Genomic DNA, 18,861 nt, shown 5'->3' on the forward strand with positions numbered 1-18,861 from the left:
GAACGTCCCAGGAGGTGGCATGGTCAGCGAGCGAGGGCTCCAGGTGCTGCGCGCCATCGTCCAGGACTATGTCGACACGCGCGAACCCGTCGGCAGCAAGGCGATCGTCGACCGTCATGCGTTCGGCGTGTCCGCGGCGACGATCCGCAACGACATGGCGCAGCTCGAGGACGAAGAGCTCATCGCCGCTCCCCACACGTCCTCCGGTCGCGTGCCGACCGACAAGGGGTACCGCGTCTTCGTCGACCATCTGGCGGAGCTCCGTCCGCTGAGCGCCGCGCAGCGGAGCGCCATCTCCTCCTTCCTCGAGGGCTCCGGTGATCTCGACGACGTGCTCACGCGCACCGTGCGGGCGCTGACGAGCCTCACCGGGCAGGTCGCGATCGTGCAGTACCCCTCGTTCGCCCGGGCACGGGTCACCCACGTCGAGCTCGTGCAGCTCGGTGGCGGACGGATGCTGGTGATCGTCGTCACCGACACCGGACGCGTCTCGCAGCGCGTGGCCTACGTGCGCGACGAGTTCGACGACAGCGAGCTGGCGCGGATCCGGGCGGAGCTCGGGACCCTTCTTGTCGGACGCCCCGTCCGCGACGGTCTCGAGCGCATCGCCTCGCGGATCGCGGCACCCGATGAGCACGCGATCGCCCGCGAGAAGGCCACCATCGTGATCGCGAAGGCCGTCGCGGAGGAACTGGAGCACTTCCGCCAGGACCGCCTGGTGATGGCCGGCAGCGCGAACCTCGCGCGCAGCGAGGCGGACTTCCGCGGCAGCATCTATCCGCTGCTCGAGGCGATCGAGGAGCAGGTGACCATCCTCCGCCTGATGGGGGAGATGGTCGCCGACGACCAGGGCCTCGCGGCGAGCATCGGGCGGGAGAACGAGCCGTTCGGCCTGGGCGAGGCATCCGTCCTCGCCAGCGACTACGACGTGACGGGTGCGCGCACCCGCGCGAGGGTCGGTCTCCTCGGCCCCACGCGGATGGACTACCCGACCAACCTCGCGGCGGTGAGGGCCGTGGCCCGTTACCTGACGCGGATACTCGAAGAAGACGAGAGCGGCCGCTGACGCCGCTCACCCGACCCCGCATTCCCCGCGGGCAGAAAGGCCACCGTGACTGACCACTACGAGGTCCTCGGCGTTGCGCGCGACGCCAGTCCGGATGACATCAAGAAGGCGTACCGGCGCCTGGCCCGCCAGCTGCACCCGGATGTGAATCCGGGAGACGACGCGGCCGAGCGGTTCAAGCTCGTCACCCACGCGTACGACGTCCTGAGCGACCCCGATCAGCGAGCCCGCTATGACATGGGCGGTGACGGCGGGGGACTCGGCGGCGGCGGGTTCGGCGGCTTCGGCGACATCTTCGAGACCTTCTTCGGAGGCGGAGGCGGTGCCCGCGCGGGACGGCCCCGTTCCCGCCGAGAGCGCGGTCAGGACGCTCTGGTGAAGGTGTCACTCGAGCTCGGCGACGTCGTCTTCGGCGTCCACCGCGACATCGAGGTCGACACGGCCGTGGGATGCGAGACCTGCGAGGGATCCTGCTGCCAGCCGGGGACCGCCCCGGTGACGTGCGACATCTGCCACGGATCGGGCCACGTGCAGCGGCAGGTGCGGAGCCTTCTCGGGAACGTCGTCACCAGCCAGCCGTGCTCGGTGTGCCAGGGGTACGGCACGACCATCCCCTATCCCTGCGCCACCTGCCAGGGCCAGGGTCGGGTGCGCTCCCGTCGCACGGTCTCCCTCGACATCCCGGCCGGGGTCGAGACCGGACTCCGCCTCCAGCTCCCCGGTTCGGGCGAGGTCGGGCCCGCCGGCGGACCGAACGGTGACCTGTACATCGAGATCTCCGTCGCCCCGCACGACGCGTTCAGCCGCGAGGGGGACGACCTCCTCGCGACCCTCGAAGTGTCGATGCCCGACGCCATCCTCGGGACGACGACGACCATCACGTCCCTCGACGGTCCGGTCGATCTCGAGATCCGGCCGGGGGTGCAGGCGGGCGACGTCCTGACGATCAAGGGGCGGGGTATCACGCCGCTTCGCGGTTCCCAGCGCGGTGATCTCCGCGTGGGGGTGCACGTGGTCACTCCGACGCGCCTGGATGCCAAGGAGCGTGCGCTGATCGAGGACTTCGCGCGTCGCACGAAGGCCCCCGCGCCGCGACTGTCGGAGTTCCACCAGGGCCTGTTCGCGAAGCTCCGCGATCGGTTCCGCCACTGACATGGCGCTGCATTTCGTGACGGATGCCGTTTCCGACGTCGCCGTCGGCGAGGAGCTGGTGCTCACCGGCTCCGAAGCGCATCACGCCGCGACGGTCCGCCGCGTGCGCCCGGGCGAAGCGGTCACGGTGGGCGACGGACGCGGGGTGTGGGCGGAGGGCACGTGCACGGAGGCCGGCCCCGGTCGCGTCGTCGTGGACGTGACCGCGCGCTCCGAGGTCCGCGCGCCGAGCCCGCGCATCGTGCTGGTGCAGGCTCTCGCTAAGGGAGACCGCGACGAGCTCGCGATCCAGGCGTCGACGGAGCTCGGCGTGGATGAGATCGTGCCGTGGCAGGCGGAGCGCAGCGTGTCGCGCTGGGACGCGGCCAAAGCGGAGAAGGGACGCACCCGCTGGACGACGATCGTGCGGGAGGCGGCCAAGCAGGCCCACCGCGCCTGGATCCCCGACGTGTCACCGCTCGCGACCGCCGGCGAGATCTGCAGCCGGTACGCCGAGAGCCGGATCCTGGTTCTCGATCCCGCGGGGACGGAACGACTGAGCGCACTGGCGCTCGCCGACGGACGGGACATCGTCCTCGTCGTCGGCCCCGAAGGAGGGATCTCCGACGCGGAGCTCCGGACTTTCGACGAGCACGGCGCGACGATCGCCCGCCTCGGCGCCACCGTGCTTCGCACATCGACGGCGGGTCCCGCCGCCCTCGCCGTCCTGAGCACGACCCTCCGTCGCTGGTGACCCCGCCGGTCGCGACGACACGCGCGGATAGACTGGCCCCTATGGCAGAGCCGTCGATCTTCACCCGCATCCTCCGCGGCGACATCCCCGCGGAGATCATCGCCGAGACCGAGAACGTCTTCGCCATCCGCGACATCGCGCCTCAGGCGCCGGTGCACCTCCTGGTGGTCCCCAAGTCCGAGGACTACCGCAACGTCGTCGAGCTCGCCGCCGGCGCCCCCGACATCCTCGCCGAGATGATCGGCGTCGCCTCCTCGCTGGCGGCGGAGCACGCCGGCGGCGACTTCCGATTGGTCTTCAACACCGGCGCCGACGCCGGCCAGACCGTCTTCCATGTTCACGCGCACGTCCTGGCCGGTGGGCTGGGGGAGAAGAGCCTCGGTGGCTGACGACACCTCGACCGAACGCATCTACGCCGACGGGGTGGCGATGGTCCAGCTCCTCGGCCCGCAGGACCGCCTCCTGCGTGTCGTCGAGCGGGAGCATCCTGCCGTCGACGTCCTCGTCCGAGGGAACGAGATCACCCTGTCCGGACCGAGCAGCGATGTGGCCGCGGCGAAGCGCCTCGTGGACGAGCTTCTGGAGATGACGCGCGCGGGCCATGATCTCGCGCCCTCCGACGTCTCCTCCTCCAATCGCATCCTCCGCACCGATGGCGGTCCCCGCCCTTCCGAAGTCCTGGGCGAAGCGATCCTGTCCTCCCGCGGCAAGGTCATCAGGCCCAAGACGGCGGGGCAGAAGGCCTATGTCGATGCGATCGAAGACCACACGATCGTGTTCGGGATCGGCCCCGCCGGAACGGGCAAGACCTATCTCGCGATGGCGAAGGCGGTGCAGGCCCTTCAGCGCAAGGAGGTCAACCGCATCATCCTCACCCGGCCGGCGGTGGAGGCGGGGGAGCGACTGGGGTTCCTCCCCGGGACGCTCACGGACAAGATCGACCCCTACCTGCGACCGCTGTACGACGCGCTCAACGAGATGATGGATCCGGAGCTCGTGCCCAAGCTCATGGCGACCGGCACGATCGAGGTCGCGCCGCTGGCCTACATGCGCGGCCGCACGCTGAACGATTCCTTCGTCGTCCTCGACGAGGCGCAGAACACGACGCCGGAACAGATGAAGATGTTCCTCACGCGGCTCGGGTTCGGCACGCGCATGGTCGTCACCGGCGACGTCACGCAGATCGACCTCCCCCAGGGCGCATCCGGTCTCCGACTGGTGACCCGCGTCCTCTCGGGTATCGACGACATCCACTTCGCGCACCTGACCTCGGAGGACGTCGTCCGTCACACCCTGGTCGGACGCATCGTCGACGCCTACAGCGAGTACGACGAGCGGCGAATGGCGGATCGCCGCGAGCGCGACGAGGCCAGCGAGTTCGCCAACCGCGCGGATCGGCGCGGTGGGCCGCGCAGCGGGGGTCCGCGGGACCGCCTGGGCAAGAGGGGGCGCTCATGACGATCGAGATCAGCAACGAGTCGGGCATCGATGTCGACGAGACGGTCCTGCTGCGACTCACGGAGCACAACCTGGGCGAGCTGAAGGTCAGCGCGGACGCCGACGTCGCGATCCTCCTCGTCGATGAGGGCGCGATGGAGTCGCTCCACGTCCAGTGGATGGACGAGCCGGGGCCGACCGACGTGCTGAGCTTCCCGATGGACGAGCTCCGCCCCGGCACCGAGGACATGCCCACCCCTCCGGGTCTGCTCGGCGACATCGTGCTGTGCCCGCAGGTCGCGGAGGCGCAGGCTGCTGCGGCGCGCCATTCCACGACGGACGAACTCATCCTCCTCACCACACACGGTCTGCTCCACCTCCTCGGCTTCGATCACGCCGAGCCGGAGGAGGAGCGGGAGATGTTCGGCCTGCAGCGCGAGCTGATCGCGAGCTTCCACGCGGCCGAGCGTCGTCGGCCTCGCGCATGACCGAAGCCCTCCTGCTCGTCGGCGCCGCTCTCCTGCTCGCGTTCGGCTTCCTGATGGTGGCGCTGGATGCCGCGCTCGGGGTGACCTCGCGTGCGGACCTCGCCGAGCTCGGCGCGGACGGGCGCAACGCCGAGTCCCTCCGCCGGATCGCGATCGATCCCGAGGCGCACACCAACGCCGTCATCTTCATCCGGGTGCTCGCCGAGACGACCGCAGCGGTGCTGGTCACGGTCGCCCTCACCCTGCTGTTCGAGAACATCTGGTGGGCGATGCTCGCCGCCGCCGTGCTCATGACCGGCATCTCGTACATCGTCGTCGGCGCGAGCCCGCGCAGCGTCGGGAGGCAGCACGCCCGGGGGCTGCTGCGCGCCGCGGCGCCCGTCGTCCGCGGAGTCCGCATCCTCCTCGGCCCGCTCGCCCACGGCCTCGCCGCCATCGGCACGCGGGTCGCGCCCGGACGCGCACGATCGGGCTCGTTCGCCTCCGAGGAGCAGCTGCTCAGCATCATCGACGAGGCCGCGGAGAACGAGCTCATCGAGGAGGACGACCGTGAGCTCATCCACTCGGTCTTCGACTTCACCGAGACCTACGTCCGAGCCGTCATGGTGCCGCGCACCGACATGGTGACGGTGGATGCCGCAGCCTCGACCCGCGAGGCGATGGCGATCTTCCTCGACAACGGGGTCTCGCGCGTCCCCATCGTCGACGATGAGGCCGACGACGTCGTGGGGGTCCTCTATCTCAAGGACCTCGTCCAGTTCGGGTTCCGCGACGAGGTCGGCTGGCGCGACGCCCCGGCGGCCCGCGTGGCCCGCCCCGCGGTCTTCATCCCCGAGTCGATGCGGGCGGAGACCCTCCTCCAGCAGATGAAGCGCGACGCCGTGCACGTCTGTCTCGTCGTCGACGAATACGGCGGCGTCTCGGGCCTGGTGACCCTGGAGGACCTCATCGAGGAGCTCGTGGGCGAGATCGCCGACGAGTACGACCCCCGCGCCGACGAGATCGACGAGATCGAGCCCGGACGCTTCCGGGTCAGCGCGCGTCTCGGCGTGGACGAGGTCGGCGACCTGTTCGGCATCGACATCGACGACGAGGACGTCGACTCCATCGGCGGGCTCCTCGGCAAGGCGCTCGGGCGCGTCCCCCAGGCCGGCGCGACCGCGGAGTACGCGGGCCTCGTCATGATCGGCGGCGCCTCCCGCGGTCGCGGCCGCGGGATCGCCACCGTCTTCGTCGAGCGCGCACCCGCGCCCGCCCCCGATGCCTCGGGCGACCGGCATCCGCGCACCGGAGAACTGCGCACGGTCCCTTCTGGTACCACGGCCGCCGGCGATGCCGCGCGCGAAGGGAAGAGCTGACATGACCACCGAGATGTTCCGTTCCGGATTCGTGACCTTCGTGGGGCGCCCGAACGTCGGCAAGTCCACGCTGACGAACGCCCTCGTGGGGGAGAAGGTCGCCATCATCAGCGACAAGCCGCAGACGACGCGGCGCGCCATCCGCGGCATCGTCACGCGGCCCGACGGCCAGCTCGTCATCGTCGACACGCCGGGGCTCCACAAACCCCGCACACTGCTCGGTCAGCGACTGAACGATCTGGTCGAGTCGGTGCTCGGCGACGTCGACGTGATCGGCTTCTGCGTCCCCGCCACCGAGAAGGTCGGTCCCGGCGACCGCCGCATCGCCGAATCCCTCTCCGGGTACCCCCGAGCCCGGAAGGTCGCGATCGTGACCAAGACGGACGCGGCCTCGCGCGAGCAGATCACGGATCGCCTGGTGGAGGTGGATGCGCTGCGCGAGGACTGGGACGCCGTCATCCCGCTGTCGTCCCTCACGCGCGACCAGCTCGACGTCCTCGCCGACGAACTTCTGGCCATGATGCCGGCCGGTCCCGCCCTCTACCCCGAGGACGTGGTCACCGACGAATCGCGCGAGGATCGGATCGCGGAGATCATCCGGGAGTCCGCACTCGACGGCGTCCGCGACGAGCTGCCCCACTCCATCGCGGTCACCATCGAGGACATCGCACGCCGCGACACCGGCGACATGACCGACATCCATGCCAATGTCATCGTCGAGCGGGACAGCCAGAAGGCGATCATCATCGGGCACAAGGGCTCGCGCCTGCGCGATGTCGGCGCCCGTGCCCGCGCGCAGATCGAACCGCTCGTGGGTACGCGGGTCTTCCTGAAGCTGCACGTGCGTGTCGCGAAGGATTGGCAGCGCGATCCCAAGCAGCTCGGACGCCTCGGGTTCTGACCGACGGATCCTGCTACCATCGACGCATGCGCTTCGGCGGGCTTCTCCTTCTTAGTCGCCGCGACGAGTCCTCGTTCTAGGACCCTCCTCGTCGCGGAGCTTGTCGTCGGTCCGCACCCATCGGCATCCAGCCGGCCCCCTCTCGGGCCCACGATCTGAAGCGACGAATCATGGAAAACACCCAGCGCCCCTCGGGCATGCCCATTCACAAGTACCGTCCGTACCACGAGCAGATCCGGGTGGAGCTGCCCGATCGTACGTGGCCGGACCGCCGGATCACCTCTGCGCCGCGGTGGTGCGCGGTCGACCTCCGCGACGGAAATCAGGCCCTGATCGACCCGATGAGCCCTGAGCGGAAGCGGATCATGTTCGACCTGCTCGTGGGCATGGGGTACAAGGAGATCGAGGTCGGCTTCCCCTCGGCGAGCCAGACGGACTTCGACTTCGTCCGTCACCTCATCGAGGACGACGCGATACCCGCCGACGTCACCATCCAGGTCCTGACGCAGGCGCGTGAGCATCTGATCGAGCGCACGTACGAGGCGATCGCCGGCGCGAAGCAGGCCATCGTCCACCTCTACAACTCGACGAGCGTGCTGCAGCGCGACGTAGTCTTCCGCACCGACAAGCAGGGGATCATCGACATCGCACTCGAAGGCGCACGGCTCTGCCGGGAGTTCGAGAAGCGGATTCCCGACACGAAGGTCTTCTACGAGTACTCGCCGGAGAGCTACACCGGCACCGAGCTGGAGTTCGCGGTAGACGTCTGCAACCAGGTGATCGAGATCTTCGAGCCGACGCCCGATCGCAAGGTCATCATCAACCTGCCGGCGACCGTCGAGATGGCCACCCCGAATGTGTACGCCGACTCGATCGAGTGGATGAGCCGTCATCTCGCGCACCGGGAGAACGTCATCCTGTCGCTGCACCCGCACAACGACCGGGGAACCGCCATCGCCGCCGCCGAGCTCGGGTACATGGCCGGGGCGGATCGCATCGAAGGCTGCCTGTTCGGCAACGGCGAGCGCACCGGCAACGTCGACCTGGTGGCGCTGGGGATCAACCTGCTGACCCAGGGCGTGGATCCGCAGATCGACTTCAGCGACATCGACCACGTGAAGCGCACCGCGGAGTACTGCAACCAGCTTCCGGTCCCCGAGCGGAGCCCGTGGGCCGGGGACCTGGTCTTCACGGCGTTCAGCGGATCGCACCAGGACGCGATCAAGAAGGGCTTCGAGGCGATGGAGGTCCGCGCCGCGGCGCAGGGCGTCACCGTCGACGAGATCGAGTGGGCCGTGCCCTACCTGCCCGTCGATCCGAAGGACCTCGGACGTTCGTACGAGGCCGTGATCCGGGTGAACTCCCAGTCCGGCAAGGGCGGTGTGGCGTACCTGCTCAAGAGCGACCACGCGCTGGATCTGCCCCGTCGCCTGCAGATCGAGTTCTCCGGCGTCGTGCAGGCCAAGACCGATGCGGAAGGCGGCGAGGTCACGAGCGAACAGATCTGGTCGATCTTCACCGACGAGTACCTGCCCGCCGCGCACGACGATCACCGCTGGGGCCGTTTCGAGCTGCTGTCGACGCGGTCGCAGAGCGACCTGTCGGCGGACGTCGCGCTCGACGTGACGCTGCGCGACGGCGACGAGAACATCCAGGCGTCGGGTCGGGGCAACGGCCCGGTCGCGGCCTTCCTGGAGATCGTCCGCGCCCAGGGCTTCGACGTCACCCTCTACGACTACGTCGAGCACGCTCTGAGCTCCGGCGGGGACGCGCAGGCCGCCGCGTATGTCGAGCTCCAGGTGGACGGCGAGCGGCTGTGGGGCGTGGGCATCGACAACGACATCTCCACGGCATCCCTCAAGGCGATCGTCTCGGGCGTGAACCGCGCCATCCGCACCCGGACCCACGCCGCAGAGCTGACCACCGTCTGACCTCACCCTGACCGCGAGACTGCATCCTCCGGTCGAGACTGCACGCCGCGCACGCAGTTTCGTCGGGAGGATGCAGTCTCGCGGCCTGTGAAGAGGGCGGGACGGGAGCGATCAGGGCTTGGGGAGGGCGATCGACGACGTCTCCACCGCCACCTTGCGTCGGTACAGCGCGCGCTGTTCGGGGAGCGAGATGTCGAACACGACCGCCAGCACCCGGATGACGGCGGTGACCACCACTCCTGCGATGGCCGCGATACCGGTGTCCCCGCCGAGCGCACTGGTGGCGGCAAGCGTGGCGCACCCGGCGGCGGCGGCCACCGCGTACAGCGATCCGACATGCATGATCGCCACGGGCAGCCCCATGATGATGTCGCGCAGGATGCCGCCGCCCACCGCCGCGCAGACGCCCACGAACACCGCGGGGACGGGCGGGAGACCCAGCGCCAGCGCCTTCGTCGTACCGAAGGCGCCGAACAGCCCGATCACGACGGCATCGAGGCCGACGATGAGCGCGTTCAGGCGTCGGAAGACTCCGGCGAGCAGCATCCCGACCAGCGCGGCGGCCGTCGCGGTGAGCAGGTACCAGTTGCTCTGCAGGGTCACCGGCGGGACGTTGAGCAGCAGGTCGCGGATGAGGCCGCCGCCCATGCCCATCACGATCCCGATGATGGCCACGCCGAGCAGATCGAGTCGCCGCTCTCCGCGGAACCCCGAAGCGAACAGGGCCCCCTGGATGCCGCCGAGACCGACGGCGAGCAGATCCGCCCAGAGGGGGATCACGAAGATCGGCTCGTCCACGCCTCTATTGTGCGCGGTCGCAGGGATAATCGAGCAGTGCCCACGTATCGCGACGAGGTGGTGATCCTGCGCACCCACAAGCTGGGTGAGGCGGACCGCATCCTCACGCTCCTCTCCCGCCGCCATGGCAAGGTCCGCGCCGTGGCGAAGGGCGTGCGGCGGACGTCTTCGCGGTTCGGGGCGCGCCTGGAGCCGTTCATGGTCGCGGACGTGCAGCTCTACAAGGGACGCTCGCTCGACATCGTGCAACAGGCCGAGTCCCTCGGCTCCTACGGTGCCGACATCGTCGCGCACTACGACCGATACACGTCCGCCCACGCGATGGTGGAGGCGGCCGATCGCCTGAGCGAGGCCGACGCGACGACGCAGCAGTACTTCCTCCTCGTCGGCGGCCTGCGCGCGCTCTCCCGCGGCGAGCATGCGTCCCGGGCGATCCTCGACTCCTATCTCCTGCGCGCGATGGCACTCTCGGGCTGGGCGCCCGGCCTGGACGAGTGCGCCCGCTGCGGCGCGCCGGGACCCCACGACGCCTTCGTCGCGCAGCTCGGCGGCATGGTGTGCGCACAGTGCGCACCCACCGGTTCCGCGCGCATCGAACGCTCCACCGCCGTGGTCCTCCGCGCCCTCATGTCGGGAGACTGGGATGCCGTCGACACGGCGACATCGGGTGCGACCCACGCCGCGTCCGGTCTGGTGTCGGCCTACGCGCAGTGGCACCTCGAGCGCGGCATCCGCGCGCTGTCCCATGTCTCCTCTCGCGGAACGGTCTCATGACACCCAAGCCCTACACGCATCGCGACGCCGTCCCGTACCGTCCGATCGACTGGACCGGCATCCGCCCTCCGTCCTTCCCGAAGAAGGGGGTGCCGCAGCACGTGGCGATCGTCATGGACGGCAACGGCCGCTGGGCGAACCGGCGCGGCCTCACGCGTGTCGAGGGCCACCGCGCGGGCGAGGCCGCGCTCCTGGATGTCGTGGCGGGGGCGATCCAGGCCGGGGTCCGTCACCTCTCGGTCTACGCCTTCTCGACGGAGAACTGGTCGCGCTCACCCGACGAGGTCCGTTTCCTGATGGGATTCAACCGCGACGTGCTGCACCGGCGCCGCGATCAGCTGAACGAATGGGGCGTCCGCGTGCGGTGGGCGGGGCGCACGCCCCGACTGTGGGGATCCGTCATCAAGGAGCTCCGATACGCCGAGGAGCTCACGCGCGACAACTCCACCCTCACGTTGACGATGTGCGTCAACTACGGCGGGCGCATCGAGCTCGTCGACGCGATGCGCTCCATCGCCGACGACGTCGCGGCGGGCCGGCTGCGTCCGTCGGCGGTCAGCGAGAAGCTGATCACGCGTCGGCTGTACCTGCCCGACATGCCCGATGTCGACCTCTTCGTCCGTTCCAGCGGGGAGCAGCGCACCTCGAACTTCCTGCTGTGGGAGTCCGCGTACGCGGAATTCGTCTTCCTCGACACGCTGTGGCCCGACTTCTCCCGCACCGACCTGTGGCGCGCGATCGAGCTGTACCTGGACCGCGATCGCCGCTTCGGCGGCGCCGTCGACACACCCGAGCCGCCGGCCCTGTGACCATCCCGGGCCGCGAGTCACCGTGACCGCCCCGCCGCGAAGGCGCTCGCAGCGGCTCCGGCGCGAGGCGTGGGGGTTCGCCGTCGGGTCGCTCTTCTTCGCCATCGGCGCCGTGCCCGGCTACGCGCAGGCGGTCGGGCCGACCGGCGGCGCCCTCACATTCGTCATCGGCTCGGTGTTCTTCACCGCCGCCGCCTTCATCCAGCTCGCGCTCAGCGGGAGGCGTCCCCCCGAGAAAGCCCTGCACGGTGCGCCCGCCGCCGACTGGTGGTCGGCGGCGACCCAGTTCGTCGGCACGATCCTCTTCAACATCAGCACCACCGCCGTCCTCGTCGCCGCGGCAACCGGGACGGTCGATCCGGCAGCGGGGTGGCGACCGGATGCCGGGGGCTCTGTCCTCTTCCTCGTCTCGAGCGCCCTGGCCCTGGTCGCCGCCGCGCGCCGCCACGAGCTGTGGGACCCGCTGGCCCGCACGTGGCACGGCACCTGGCTGAACGCCGCCGGGTCGGTGTTCTTCGCGGTGTCCGCCGTCGGCGCGTTCGTCGTGCCGTCCACCCGAACCCTTCTGGACGCGCACGCGGCGGACGCGGGGACGCTCCTGGGCGCGCTGTGCTTCCTCGCGGCCGCGCTGCTGTCCCGGCGCGCGATATCCGTCGACGGGGAATAGTCCGATGCCGTCCGGACGTTCGGACGAGGGTGACGGAACCCATCAGAATCGACGTGTGGAGCGACATCGCCTGCCCGTGGTGCTACATCGGCAAGCGCAACCTCGAGACCGGCATCGCCCAGGTCGCGGAAGACCAGGATGCCCCCGCGGTCGAGGTCGTGTTCCATTCGTACGAGCTCTCACCCGATACCCCCGAGGACTTCGACGGGGGTGAGGTCGAGTACCTGACCGCCCACCGCGGCGTGTCCGAGGAGCAGGCCCAGCAGATGCTCGACCGTGTCGGCGCGATGGCGGCCGAGGCCGGACTCGAGTACCGCTTCGACATCCTCCGCCACACGAACACCCTCAAAGCCCACGAGCTGCTGCACTTCGCACGGGAACAGGGGCGACAGGGGGAGGTTGCCGAGCGTCTCATGGCTGCCTACTTCACCGAGGGGCGTCATCTCGGCCGCATCGACGAGCTCGCGGCCCTCGCCGGCGAAGCGGGTCTGGACGCCTCCGCCGCAGCGGACGCGCTCCGCTCGGGTCGATTCGCGCCCGCCGTCGCCGCCGACAAGGCACAGGCGGTCGCCTACGGGATCACCGCCGTACCGTTCTTCGTGATCGACGAGAAGTACGGCGTGGCCGGAGCACAGCCCGCGGACGGATTCGCCCAGATCCTCCGTCGGGTGCGGGATGAGCGTTCCGACGAGGTCGTCCCGACTCCGTGAGAGTGTCCACACGGGGCGCGAGCCGGTGACGCGACCCTCCGCCGACCTGGGAGAATGGGGCCCGTGAGTATTGCGACCGCGTCCCCGAGCACGCTGCGCATCGGGCCGATCGCCCTGGATGCGCCCGTCGTCCTCGCTCCGATGGCGGGGATCACCAACACAGCGTTCCGACGGCTCTGCCGCGAGTACGGCGCGGGTCTGTATGTGAGCGAGATGATCACCTCCCGGGCTCTCGTCGAACGCAACGCCACCACGATGCGTCTCATCACGCACCACGAGTCCGAGACCCCGCGCTCGATCCAGCTCTACGGCGTGGACCCCGCGACCGTGGAAGCAGCCGTCCGACTGCTCGTCGAAGAGGATCGCGCCGACCACATCGATCTGAACTTCGGATGCCCCGTGCCCAAGGTCACCCGGAAGGGCGGGGGAGCGGCGCTCCCCTGGAAGCTGGGGCTGTTCCGTGAGATCGTCGAGCGCGCTGTGCGCGCGGCCGGCGCCGTTCCCCTGACGGTGAAGATGCGCAAGGGGATCGATCCCGACCACCTCACCTACCTCGAGGCGGGCCGGATCGCCGAAGGCGCGGGGGTCGCGTCGATCGCCCTGCACGCACGCACGGCCTCCGAGTTCTACTCCGGGCACGCCGACTGGACGGCCATCCGCGAACTGAAGTCCGCCGTCGCCTCCGTCCCCGTCCTCGGGAACGGCGACATCTGGTCGGCCGAGGATGCCGTGCGGATGATGGCGGAGACCGGGTGCGACGGTGTCGTGGTCGGGCGCGGATGCCTCGGTCGCCCCTGGCTCTTCGGCGACCTCGCGCGCGCCCTGGGGGCGCCGGATGCCGGTGCGCCGGTGGACGCGAACCTGCGCTTCGTCGCCGCCGCCTTCCGTCGACACGCGGAGCTGCTCACGGAGTTCTTCGAGGACGAGCAGCGCGGGTGCCGCGACATCCGCAAGCACGTCGCCTGGTACTTCAAGGGGTATCCGGTGGGCGGAGACGTCCGCGCACGCCTCGCGACCGTCTCTTCGCTCGACGAGATCGACGAACTGCTGGCGCTGCTCGATCTGGAGGCGCCCTACCCGGGCGCCGCCGCGGAGGGCCAGCGGGGGCGAGCGGGCACACCGAAGCGCCCCGCCCTCCCGGAGGGCTGGCTGGAGTCGCGCGACCTGACCGGCGCGGCCTCCACGGCGCTCGCCGAAGCCGAGACGGATCACAGCGGTGGGTGACGCGCAGTCGGGTACGGCGGCAGGCCCGCCGAGCGGGTACATCGCCGCGGACGCCGAACGATTCCACCCGGAGCGGCATCGCTCGCAGCGCGACGGCTTCGCCCGCGACCGCGCGCGCGTGCTGCACTCGGCAGCTCTCCGCCGCCTCGCCGCCAAGACCCAGGTGCTCAGCCCGGCGAGTCCGGTGGACTTCGCACGCAATCGCCTCACACACTCGCTGGAGGTCGCGCAGGTCGGTCGCGAACTGGCCACGGCCCTGCAGCTGTCGCCCGACGTGGTCGACACCGCGTGCCTCAGCCACGACCTCGGCCACCCGCCGTTCGGTCACAACGGCGAGCGCGCTCTCAACGACTGGGCCGAGCCCTTCGGCGGGTTCGAGGGCAACGCGCAGACGCTCCGCATCCTCACCCGGCTGGAGCCCAAGGTCATCGCCGAGGACGGCCGCAGCCACGGCCTGAACCTCACCCGGGCGAGCCTGGACGCCGCCTGCAAGTACCCCTGGACGGTGGACCAGCCGCTGCCCGACCCCGGCGGTCGACTCAAGTTCGGCGTCTACCCCGAGGACGAAGAGGTGTTCCGCTGGATGCGCGAGGGCGCACCCGGTCGTGTGCGGTGCATCGAGGCGGAGGTGATGGACCTCTCCGACGACATCGCCTACTCGGTGCACGACTTCGAGGACGCGATCGTCAACGGGTATCTCGATCCCGCGCGACTCGCGGACCCCGTTGAGCACGAGGCGCTCCTGACGGCCGTGCAGAGCTGGGTCGGGTACGACTTCGCCCGCGACGAGCTCGAGGACGCGCTGTTCCGCCTGATGCGCCTGCCGGAGTGGGTCCAGGATTTCGACGGGACGCGGGCCTCCTCCGCACGTCTGAAGAACCTCACGTCCGACCTCATCGGCCGATTCGCCCGCGCCGCGACGGCGGCGACCCGCACCGCCGCGCCCGAGCGCGAACTCACCCGCTACCGGGCGCACGTCGTGGTGCCCCGCGTGGTCGAAGCGGAGATGGCCGTCCTCAAGGGCATCATCGGGGCGTTTGTCGTGTCGATCGACGGACGCAAGGAGCTCTACAAGGAACAGCGACGGCTCCTGAAGCGTCTGGCGGGCGCTCTGTGGGATGCCCCCGGAGAGCTCGACGCCGTCCATCGGGAGGACTTCGCCGCGGCGGAGACGGATGACGCGCGTCGCCGCGTCATCGTCGACCAGGTCGCGAGCCTCACCGACCAGCTCGCGATCGCCTGGCATACCCGTCTCGTGGGCGACGTGGATCCGGCATCGGTCGGCCTGTGGTCTCCGCTCGCGACCCCCGCGCTCGACGGAGGACGGTGATGGCGGGCCGCATCCGGCAGGCCGATGTCGAGGAGGTCAAGTCGCGCACCGACATCGCCGACATCATCGGCGAGCGCGTCGCCCTGCGCCCGGCCGGGGTCGGATCGATGAAGGGCCTGTGTCCCTTCCACGACGAGCGGAGCCCCAGCTTCAACGTCCGCCCCCAGGCGGGCTTCTACCATTGCTTCGGATGCGGCGAGTCCGGCGATGTGTACTCCTTCCTCCGCCGCATGGACCATCTCTCCTTCTCGGAAGCGGTCGAGAAGCTTGCCGGCCGCATCGGCTACGCCCTGCACTACGAGGACGGGGGAGCGGCTCCCGATACGACCGGTCGGACGCGACTGTACGCCGCCAACGCCGCCGCCGCGGAGTACTTCCGAGCGCAGCTCTCCACGGGAGAGGCGGAGATCGCCCGCCGGTTTCTGGGCGAGCGGGGCTTCGATGCCGGCGCCGCCGCGCATTTCGGCGTCGGGTACGCCCCGCGAGGCTGGTCCGGCGTCCTCACCGCCCTGCGGGAGAAGGGCTTCCGCGATGACGAGCTCTCCGCCGCGGGGCTGGTCTCCCAGGGCCAGCGGGGCGTGTACGACCGATTCCGCGGCCGCGTCGTCTGGCCGATCCGCGACGTCACGGGTCAGGTCATCGGCTTCGGCGCGCGACGCCTCCACGACGACGACAACGGCCCGAAGTACCTGAACACCCCTGAGACCGCTGTGTACCGCAAGGCGAACGTCCTGTACGGACTGGACCTCGCCAAGCGGGACATCTCCCGCGAGCACCGAGTGGTGGTGGTGGAGGGCTACACGGATGTGATGGCCTGCCACCTCGCGGGCATCACCACCGCGATCGCGACCTGCGGCACCGCCTTCGGAGCCGACCACATCTCGGTTCTCCGACGCGTGATGGGTGACGATTCCGCCGCGGGAGAGGTGATCTTCACCTTCGACCCGGATGCCGCCGGACAGAAGGCCGCCCTCCGCGCCTTCGCGGATGCGAAGCGGTTCAACGCCCAGACCTACGTTGCGACCGGGCCCGAGGGCCTCGATCCGTGCGACCTCCGACTCCAGCGCGGCGACGGCGCCGTCCGCGCCATGGTCACGACCAAAGCACCCATGGTCGAGTTCGTGATAGGGCAGCGGATCGACGGTTTCGATCTCGCGTCGGTCGAGGGCCGGGTGGGCGCCCTCCGCGTGGCCGCCCCGGTGGTCGCCGATCTGCGCGACCCGCTCCTGCAACCCGAGTACGTCCGCGTCCTCGCGCGACGCCTGGGCATGGACACCGAGGACGTGCGCCGAGAAGTGGCGCGTGCGGGGCGCGCTGCGGGCGACCCGCCCCGCACGGATGCCGCATCCGCGCCGGCGGGCGAGCCGACGGGGGACGTCCTGCGACCGACGCTCGCGACGCTTCCGCGGACGCGGGATGTGGCGATGGAACGAGACGCGCTGATGGGCGTCCTGCAGTTCGGTCATCGCATGGATGCCGCGATCGTCTCGCGCGCGATCAGCCTGCCGTTCCGGCATCCGGGACTCGACGCGGTGCGCCAGGCCGTCGCGGGCGCCGAGGACCTCTCCCGGCCCGGGTGGGCCGCCGACGCGATCGGCAACGTCCGCGAGCCCTATCGGGGGCTCGGCGCCGAACTCCTGGCGGCGAACTTCCCGGCTCAGAACGACGATGAGGCTGTGGCGTCGGCCACCGACCTCAGCAGGCGGCTGGTGATGCGCGCGCTGGAAGCGGAGAAGCACGAGCTCCTCGGTGCGATCCAGCGCGTCGCCCCCGACTCCGACGGTGGCCGCAGCATCCGCATCCGTCTCCGAGAGATCGACGCCGAGCGGGAGCGTATGCAGGCGGAGGAGTGACGGGCGCCTTTGGCCGGTTCACCGGCCTCGGGCATGATGGCACGATGGCCCGACCCCGCGAGACCGACACCGCGATCCGCTGCTCCGACCTGTCCGTCGCGCGATCGTCCCGGGGCGTGCCCTCGCAGCGCGTCGTGGACGGCGTCTCGTTCGTCCTCCCACGGGCGGCCTCCCTCACCGTCATGGGGCCGACGGGATCGGGGAAGTCGAGCCTGGCCACTGCGCTCTCGGGGATCGAGACGTCGGGCCTGTCGATCGACGGCGGCGATGCCGAGGTGGAGGGCATCTCGGTGCGCCGTCCCGGCCGCTCCCGGCGCGTCCTCACCTATGTCGCCGCCCATCTGCCGCAGGCGGCGGGTGCCCGACTGCCCGCGCGGCTCACCGTCTCCGAGGTCATCGGCGAACCCATCACCTCTCGGGATCGACGCGTGAACCAGCGCGCGCTCGCCGTGCGGGTCGCGGCCCTCCTGGACGAGCTCATGCTTCCGCTGGGCGCGGCCGCGAAGTATCCGTACGAGCTGAGCGCGGGAATGCGTCAGCGGGTGGCCTTCGCCCGGGCACTGGTGCTCCAGCCCAAGGTCCTCATCGCGGACGAGCCGTTCGCCAACCTCGACGTCGAGGTCCGGCGAGCGGCCAAGGACGCCATCCTCGACCGGCAGAAGGACTACGGGCTCTCGGCGATCATCGTCTCCAACGACGCCGACGTCATCGAGGACCTCGACACGGACGTCCTGGTCCTTCGCGGGGGACACCCCGTCGCGTACGGGCACGGCTCCGAGGGACTGCTGTGGACGCCCGACGAGGGCGACACGCGGAGTCCGGTTTCGCCCTGAGTTCACGACCACCCTCCGAGTGTTGCTAGGATGGTCGGGTTGCCTGCTGCGGCGGGCATATTCCTCGGTAGCTCAATTGGCAGAGCAATCGGCTGTTAACCGATAGGTTCTTGGTTCGAGTCCAAGCCGGGGAGCGAGAATCCCACGTTGATCTGACGTGGCTCTCATCGAAGGCCCGGGCTTCCACCCCGGGCTTTCCTCGTTCTCAGGCGTCGAGGTCGTCGACACCCGGCATCCACGATCGGCCCGGGCGGCCCCACCCGCGCTTGCGCGCGATCTTTGCCACGATCCGCGCATCGCCGTCGTCGAGCCGGTCGACGTAGAGCACACCGTTAAGATGGTCGAACTCGTGCTGGAGGATCCGTGCGCGCCATCCCTCGACCTCGATGCGGACGGGCGCACCCTCGAGGTCGATGCCCGTGGCCACGGCCCGGTCGGCGCGCCGCAGGGGGAAACGCTCGCCCGGGAACGACAGACATCCCTCGGATTCGTCGTCCGGATCCGGATGCCCCGGCTCGGTCGGCGTCATCCACAGTTCGGGGTTGATCAGGACGCCGCGCCACGGATGGCCGTCATCGTCCTCGTACGAGTACGTGAAGATGCGCAGGCCCACGCCGACCTGCGGCGCCGCAAGCCCCACCCCGGGCGCCGCGTCCATCGTCTCGTACATGTCCGTCACGAGAGCCCGGACGCCGTCGTCGATGCTCTCGACGGGCGCGGCGGGAGCGTGGAGGACGGGGTCACCCATGATGCGAATCGGCAGAACGGCCACGCCTTGAGCCTACCGAGCGGGGTGC

General features: G+C 70.1%; 19 protein-coding genes and 1 tRNA gene. 18 read left to right on the plus strand and 2 right to left on the minus strand.

Going from position 1 to position 18,861, the window contains the following annotated elements:
• Positions 1 to 19 precede the first annotated feature (19 nt).
• The 9 genes from hrcA (at position 20) to leuA (ending at position 9,066) form a co-directional block, all read left to right on the plus strand.
• Positions 20 to 1,066 carry a heat-inducible transcriptional repressor HrcA gene (gene hrcA, locus ABXJ56_RS13475; RefSeq protein WP_354000249.1) on the plus strand — a complete coding sequence of 349 codons (1,047 nt, stop codon included), beginning with the start codon at positions 20 to 22 and terminating at the stop codon, positions 1,064 to 1,066.
• 45 nt (positions 1,067 to 1,111) lie between these two features.
• A complete protein-coding gene (gene dnaJ / locus ABXJ56_RS13480; RefSeq protein WP_354000250.1) occupies positions 1,112 to 2,218 on the plus strand; it encodes a molecular chaperone DnaJ in 1,107 nt (368 codons plus the stop codon).
• 1 nt (position 2,219) lies between these two features.
• Complete coding sequence (locus ABXJ56_RS13485; RefSeq protein ID WP_354000251.1) at positions 2,220 to 2,951, plus strand: 16S rRNA (uracil(1498)-N(3))-methyltransferase; 732 nt, start codon at positions 2,220 to 2,222, stop codon at positions 2,949 to 2,951.
• Positions 2,952 to 2,992: 41 nt separating this feature from the next.
• Complete coding sequence (locus ABXJ56_RS13490) at positions 2,993 to 3,340, plus strand: HIT domain-containing protein (protein ID WP_354000252.1); 348 nt, start codon at positions 2,993 to 2,995, stop codon at positions 3,338 to 3,340.
• A 40-nt stretch (positions 3,341 to 3,380) separates the two neighbouring features.
• Positions 3,381 to 4,409, plus strand: a complete 1,029-nt coding sequence (locus ABXJ56_RS13495; protein WP_354000593.1) for a PhoH family protein — start codon at positions 3,381 to 3,383, stop codon at positions 4,407 to 4,409.
• A complete protein-coding gene (gene ybeY, locus ABXJ56_RS13500; RefSeq protein ID WP_354000253.1) occupies positions 4,406 to 4,876 on the plus strand; it encodes an rRNA maturation RNase YbeY in 471 nt (156 codons plus the stop codon). The genes ABXJ56_RS13495 and ybeY overlap by 4 nt, the downstream gene beginning before the upstream one ends.
• Positions 4,873 to 6,234 carry a hemolysin family protein gene (locus ABXJ56_RS13505; protein ID WP_354000254.1) on the plus strand — a complete coding sequence of 454 codons (1,362 nt, stop codon included), beginning with the start codon at positions 4,873 to 4,875 and terminating at the stop codon, positions 6,232 to 6,234. The genes ybeY and ABXJ56_RS13505 overlap by 4 nt, the downstream gene beginning before the upstream one ends.
• A 1-nt stretch (position 6,235) precedes the next feature.
• Entirely contained in the window at positions 6,236 to 7,135 is a 900-nt protein-coding gene (gene era / locus ABXJ56_RS13510; RefSeq protein ID WP_354000255.1) for a GTPase Era, read from the plus strand.
• Positions 7,136 to 7,305: 170 nt separating this feature from the next.
• On the plus strand, positions 7,306 to 9,066 hold the full coding sequence (gene leuA / locus ABXJ56_RS13515; RefSeq protein WP_354000256.1) for a 2-isopropylmalate synthase: 1,761 nt from the start codon (positions 7,306 to 7,308) through the stop codon (positions 9,064 to 9,066).
• Between the two features lie 111 nt (positions 9,067 to 9,177).
• Here the strand turns inward: leuA and ABXJ56_RS13520 are convergent, their stop codons facing one another.
• A complete protein-coding gene (locus ABXJ56_RS13520; protein ID WP_354000257.1) occupies positions 9,178 to 9,864 on the minus strand; it encodes a trimeric intracellular cation channel family protein in 687 nt (228 codons plus the stop codon).
• Positions 9,865 to 9,900: 36 nt separating this feature from the next.
• On the opposite strand from ABXJ56_RS13520, the gene recO reads away from it, so the two are divergent.
• The 9 genes from recO to ABXJ56_RS13565 all read left to right on the plus strand — a co-directional run bounded on the left by recO (position 9,901) and on the right by ABXJ56_RS13565 (position 18,198).
• A complete protein-coding gene (gene recO, locus ABXJ56_RS13525) occupies positions 9,901 to 10,638 on the plus strand; it encodes a DNA repair protein RecO (RefSeq protein WP_354000258.1) in 738 nt (245 codons plus the stop codon).
• Positions 10,635 to 11,447, plus strand: coding sequence for an isoprenyl transferase (locus tag ABXJ56_RS13530; protein WP_354000259.1), 813 nt, complete (start codon positions 10,635 to 10,637; stop codon positions 11,445 to 11,447). Before recO ends, ABXJ56_RS13530 begins: the two co-directional genes overlap by 4 nt.
• 22 nt (positions 11,448 to 11,469) lie before the next feature.
• Entirely contained in the window at positions 11,470 to 12,114 is a 645-nt protein-coding gene (locus ABXJ56_RS13535; RefSeq protein ID WP_354000260.1) for a hypothetical protein, read from the plus strand.
• A 29-nt stretch (positions 12,115 to 12,143) separates the two neighbouring features.
• Complete coding sequence (locus ABXJ56_RS13540; protein ID WP_354000261.1) at positions 12,144 to 12,824, plus strand: DsbA family oxidoreductase; 681 nt, start codon at positions 12,144 to 12,146, stop codon at positions 12,822 to 12,824.
• Between the two features lie 54 nt (positions 12,825 to 12,878).
• Positions 12,879 to 14,048, plus strand: coding sequence for a tRNA dihydrouridine synthase DusB (dusB, locus tag ABXJ56_RS13545; RefSeq protein WP_354000262.1), 1,170 nt, complete (start codon positions 12,879 to 12,881; stop codon positions 14,046 to 14,048).
• Positions 14,041 to 15,378: a deoxyguanosinetriphosphate triphosphohydrolase gene (locus ABXJ56_RS13550; protein WP_354000263.1), complete on the plus strand. Its 1,338-nt coding sequence runs from the start codon at positions 14,041 to 14,043 to the stop codon at positions 15,376 to 15,378. The genes dusB and ABXJ56_RS13550 overlap by 8 nt, the downstream gene beginning before the upstream one ends.
• Positions 15,378 to 17,231, plus strand: a complete 1,854-nt coding sequence (gene dnaG, locus ABXJ56_RS13555; RefSeq protein WP_354000264.1) for a DNA primase — start codon at positions 15,378 to 15,380, stop codon at positions 17,229 to 17,231. Before ABXJ56_RS13550 ends, dnaG begins: the two co-directional genes overlap by 1 nt.
• Before the next feature lie 44 nt (positions 17,232 to 17,275).
• Positions 17,276 to 18,064 (plus strand): ATP-binding cassette domain-containing protein, encoded by a 789-nt coding sequence (locus ABXJ56_RS13560; protein WP_354000265.1) that lies wholly within the window; start codon positions 17,276 to 17,278, stop codon positions 18,062 to 18,064.
• 61 nt (positions 18,065 to 18,125) lie between these two features.
• A tRNA-Asn gene (locus ABXJ56_RS13565) sits at positions 18,126 to 18,198 on the plus strand.
• 71 nt (positions 18,199 to 18,269) lie between these two features.
• On the opposite strand, the gene def is transcribed toward ABXJ56_RS13565, so the two are convergent.
• On the minus strand, positions 18,270 to 18,836 hold the full coding sequence (gene def, locus ABXJ56_RS13570) for a peptide deformylase (RefSeq protein WP_354000266.1): 567 nt from the start codon (positions 18,834 to 18,836) through the stop codon (positions 18,270 to 18,272).
• Positions 18,837 to 18,861 lie beyond the last annotated feature (25 nt).

It is taken from the genome of Microbacterium aurantiacum (assembly GCF_040532595.1).
In the GTDB taxonomy this organism is placed as follows: Bacteria; Actinomycetota; Actinomycetes; order Actinomycetales; family Microbacteriaceae; genus Microbacterium; species Microbacterium chocolatum_B.

Coding starts and splice junctions, on each gene's coding strand:
- ABXJ56_RS13485 (WP_354000251.1), top strand. CDS start 2,220: ATGGCGCTGCATTTCGTGACGGATGCCGTTTCCGACGTCGCCGTCGGC.
- hrcA (WP_354000249.1), top strand. CDS start 20: ATGGTCAGCGAGCGAGGGCTCCAGGTGCTGCGCGCCATCGTCCAGGAC.
- ybeY (WP_354000253.1), top strand. CDS start 4,406: ATGACGATCGAGATCAGCAACGAGTCGGGCATCGATGTCGACGAGACG.
- ABXJ56_RS13530 (WP_354000259.1), top strand. CDS start 10,635: ATGACACCCAAGCCCTACACGCATCGCGACGCCGTCCCGTACCGTCCG.
- ABXJ56_RS13505 (WP_354000254.1), top strand. CDS start 4,873: ATGACCGAAGCCCTCCTGCTCGTCGGCGCCGCTCTCCTGCTCGCGTTC.
- ABXJ56_RS13490 (WP_354000252.1), top strand. CDS start 2,993: ATGGCAGAGCCGTCGATCTTCACCCGCATCCTCCGCGGCGACATCCCC.
- dnaG (WP_354000264.1), top strand. CDS start 15,378: ATGGCGGGCCGCATCCGGCAGGCCGATGTCGAGGAGGTCAAGTCGCGC.
- ABXJ56_RS13560 (WP_354000265.1), top strand. CDS start 17,276: ATGGCCCGACCCCGCGAGACCGACACCGCGATCCGCTGCTCCGACCTG.
- era (WP_354000255.1), top strand. CDS start 6,236: ATGACCACCGAGATGTTCCGTTCCGGATTCGTGACCTTCGTGGGGCGC.
- leuA (WP_354000256.1), top strand. CDS start 7,306: ATGGAAAACACCCAGCGCCCCTCGGGCATGCCCATTCACAAGTACCGT.
- dusB (WP_354000262.1), top strand. CDS start 12,879: ATGGGGCCCGTGAGTATTGCGACCGCGTCCCCGAGCACGCTGCGCATC.
- ABXJ56_RS13495 (WP_354000593.1), top strand. CDS start 3,381: ATGGTCCAGCTCCTCGGCCCGCAGGACCGCCTCCTGCGTGTCGTCGAG.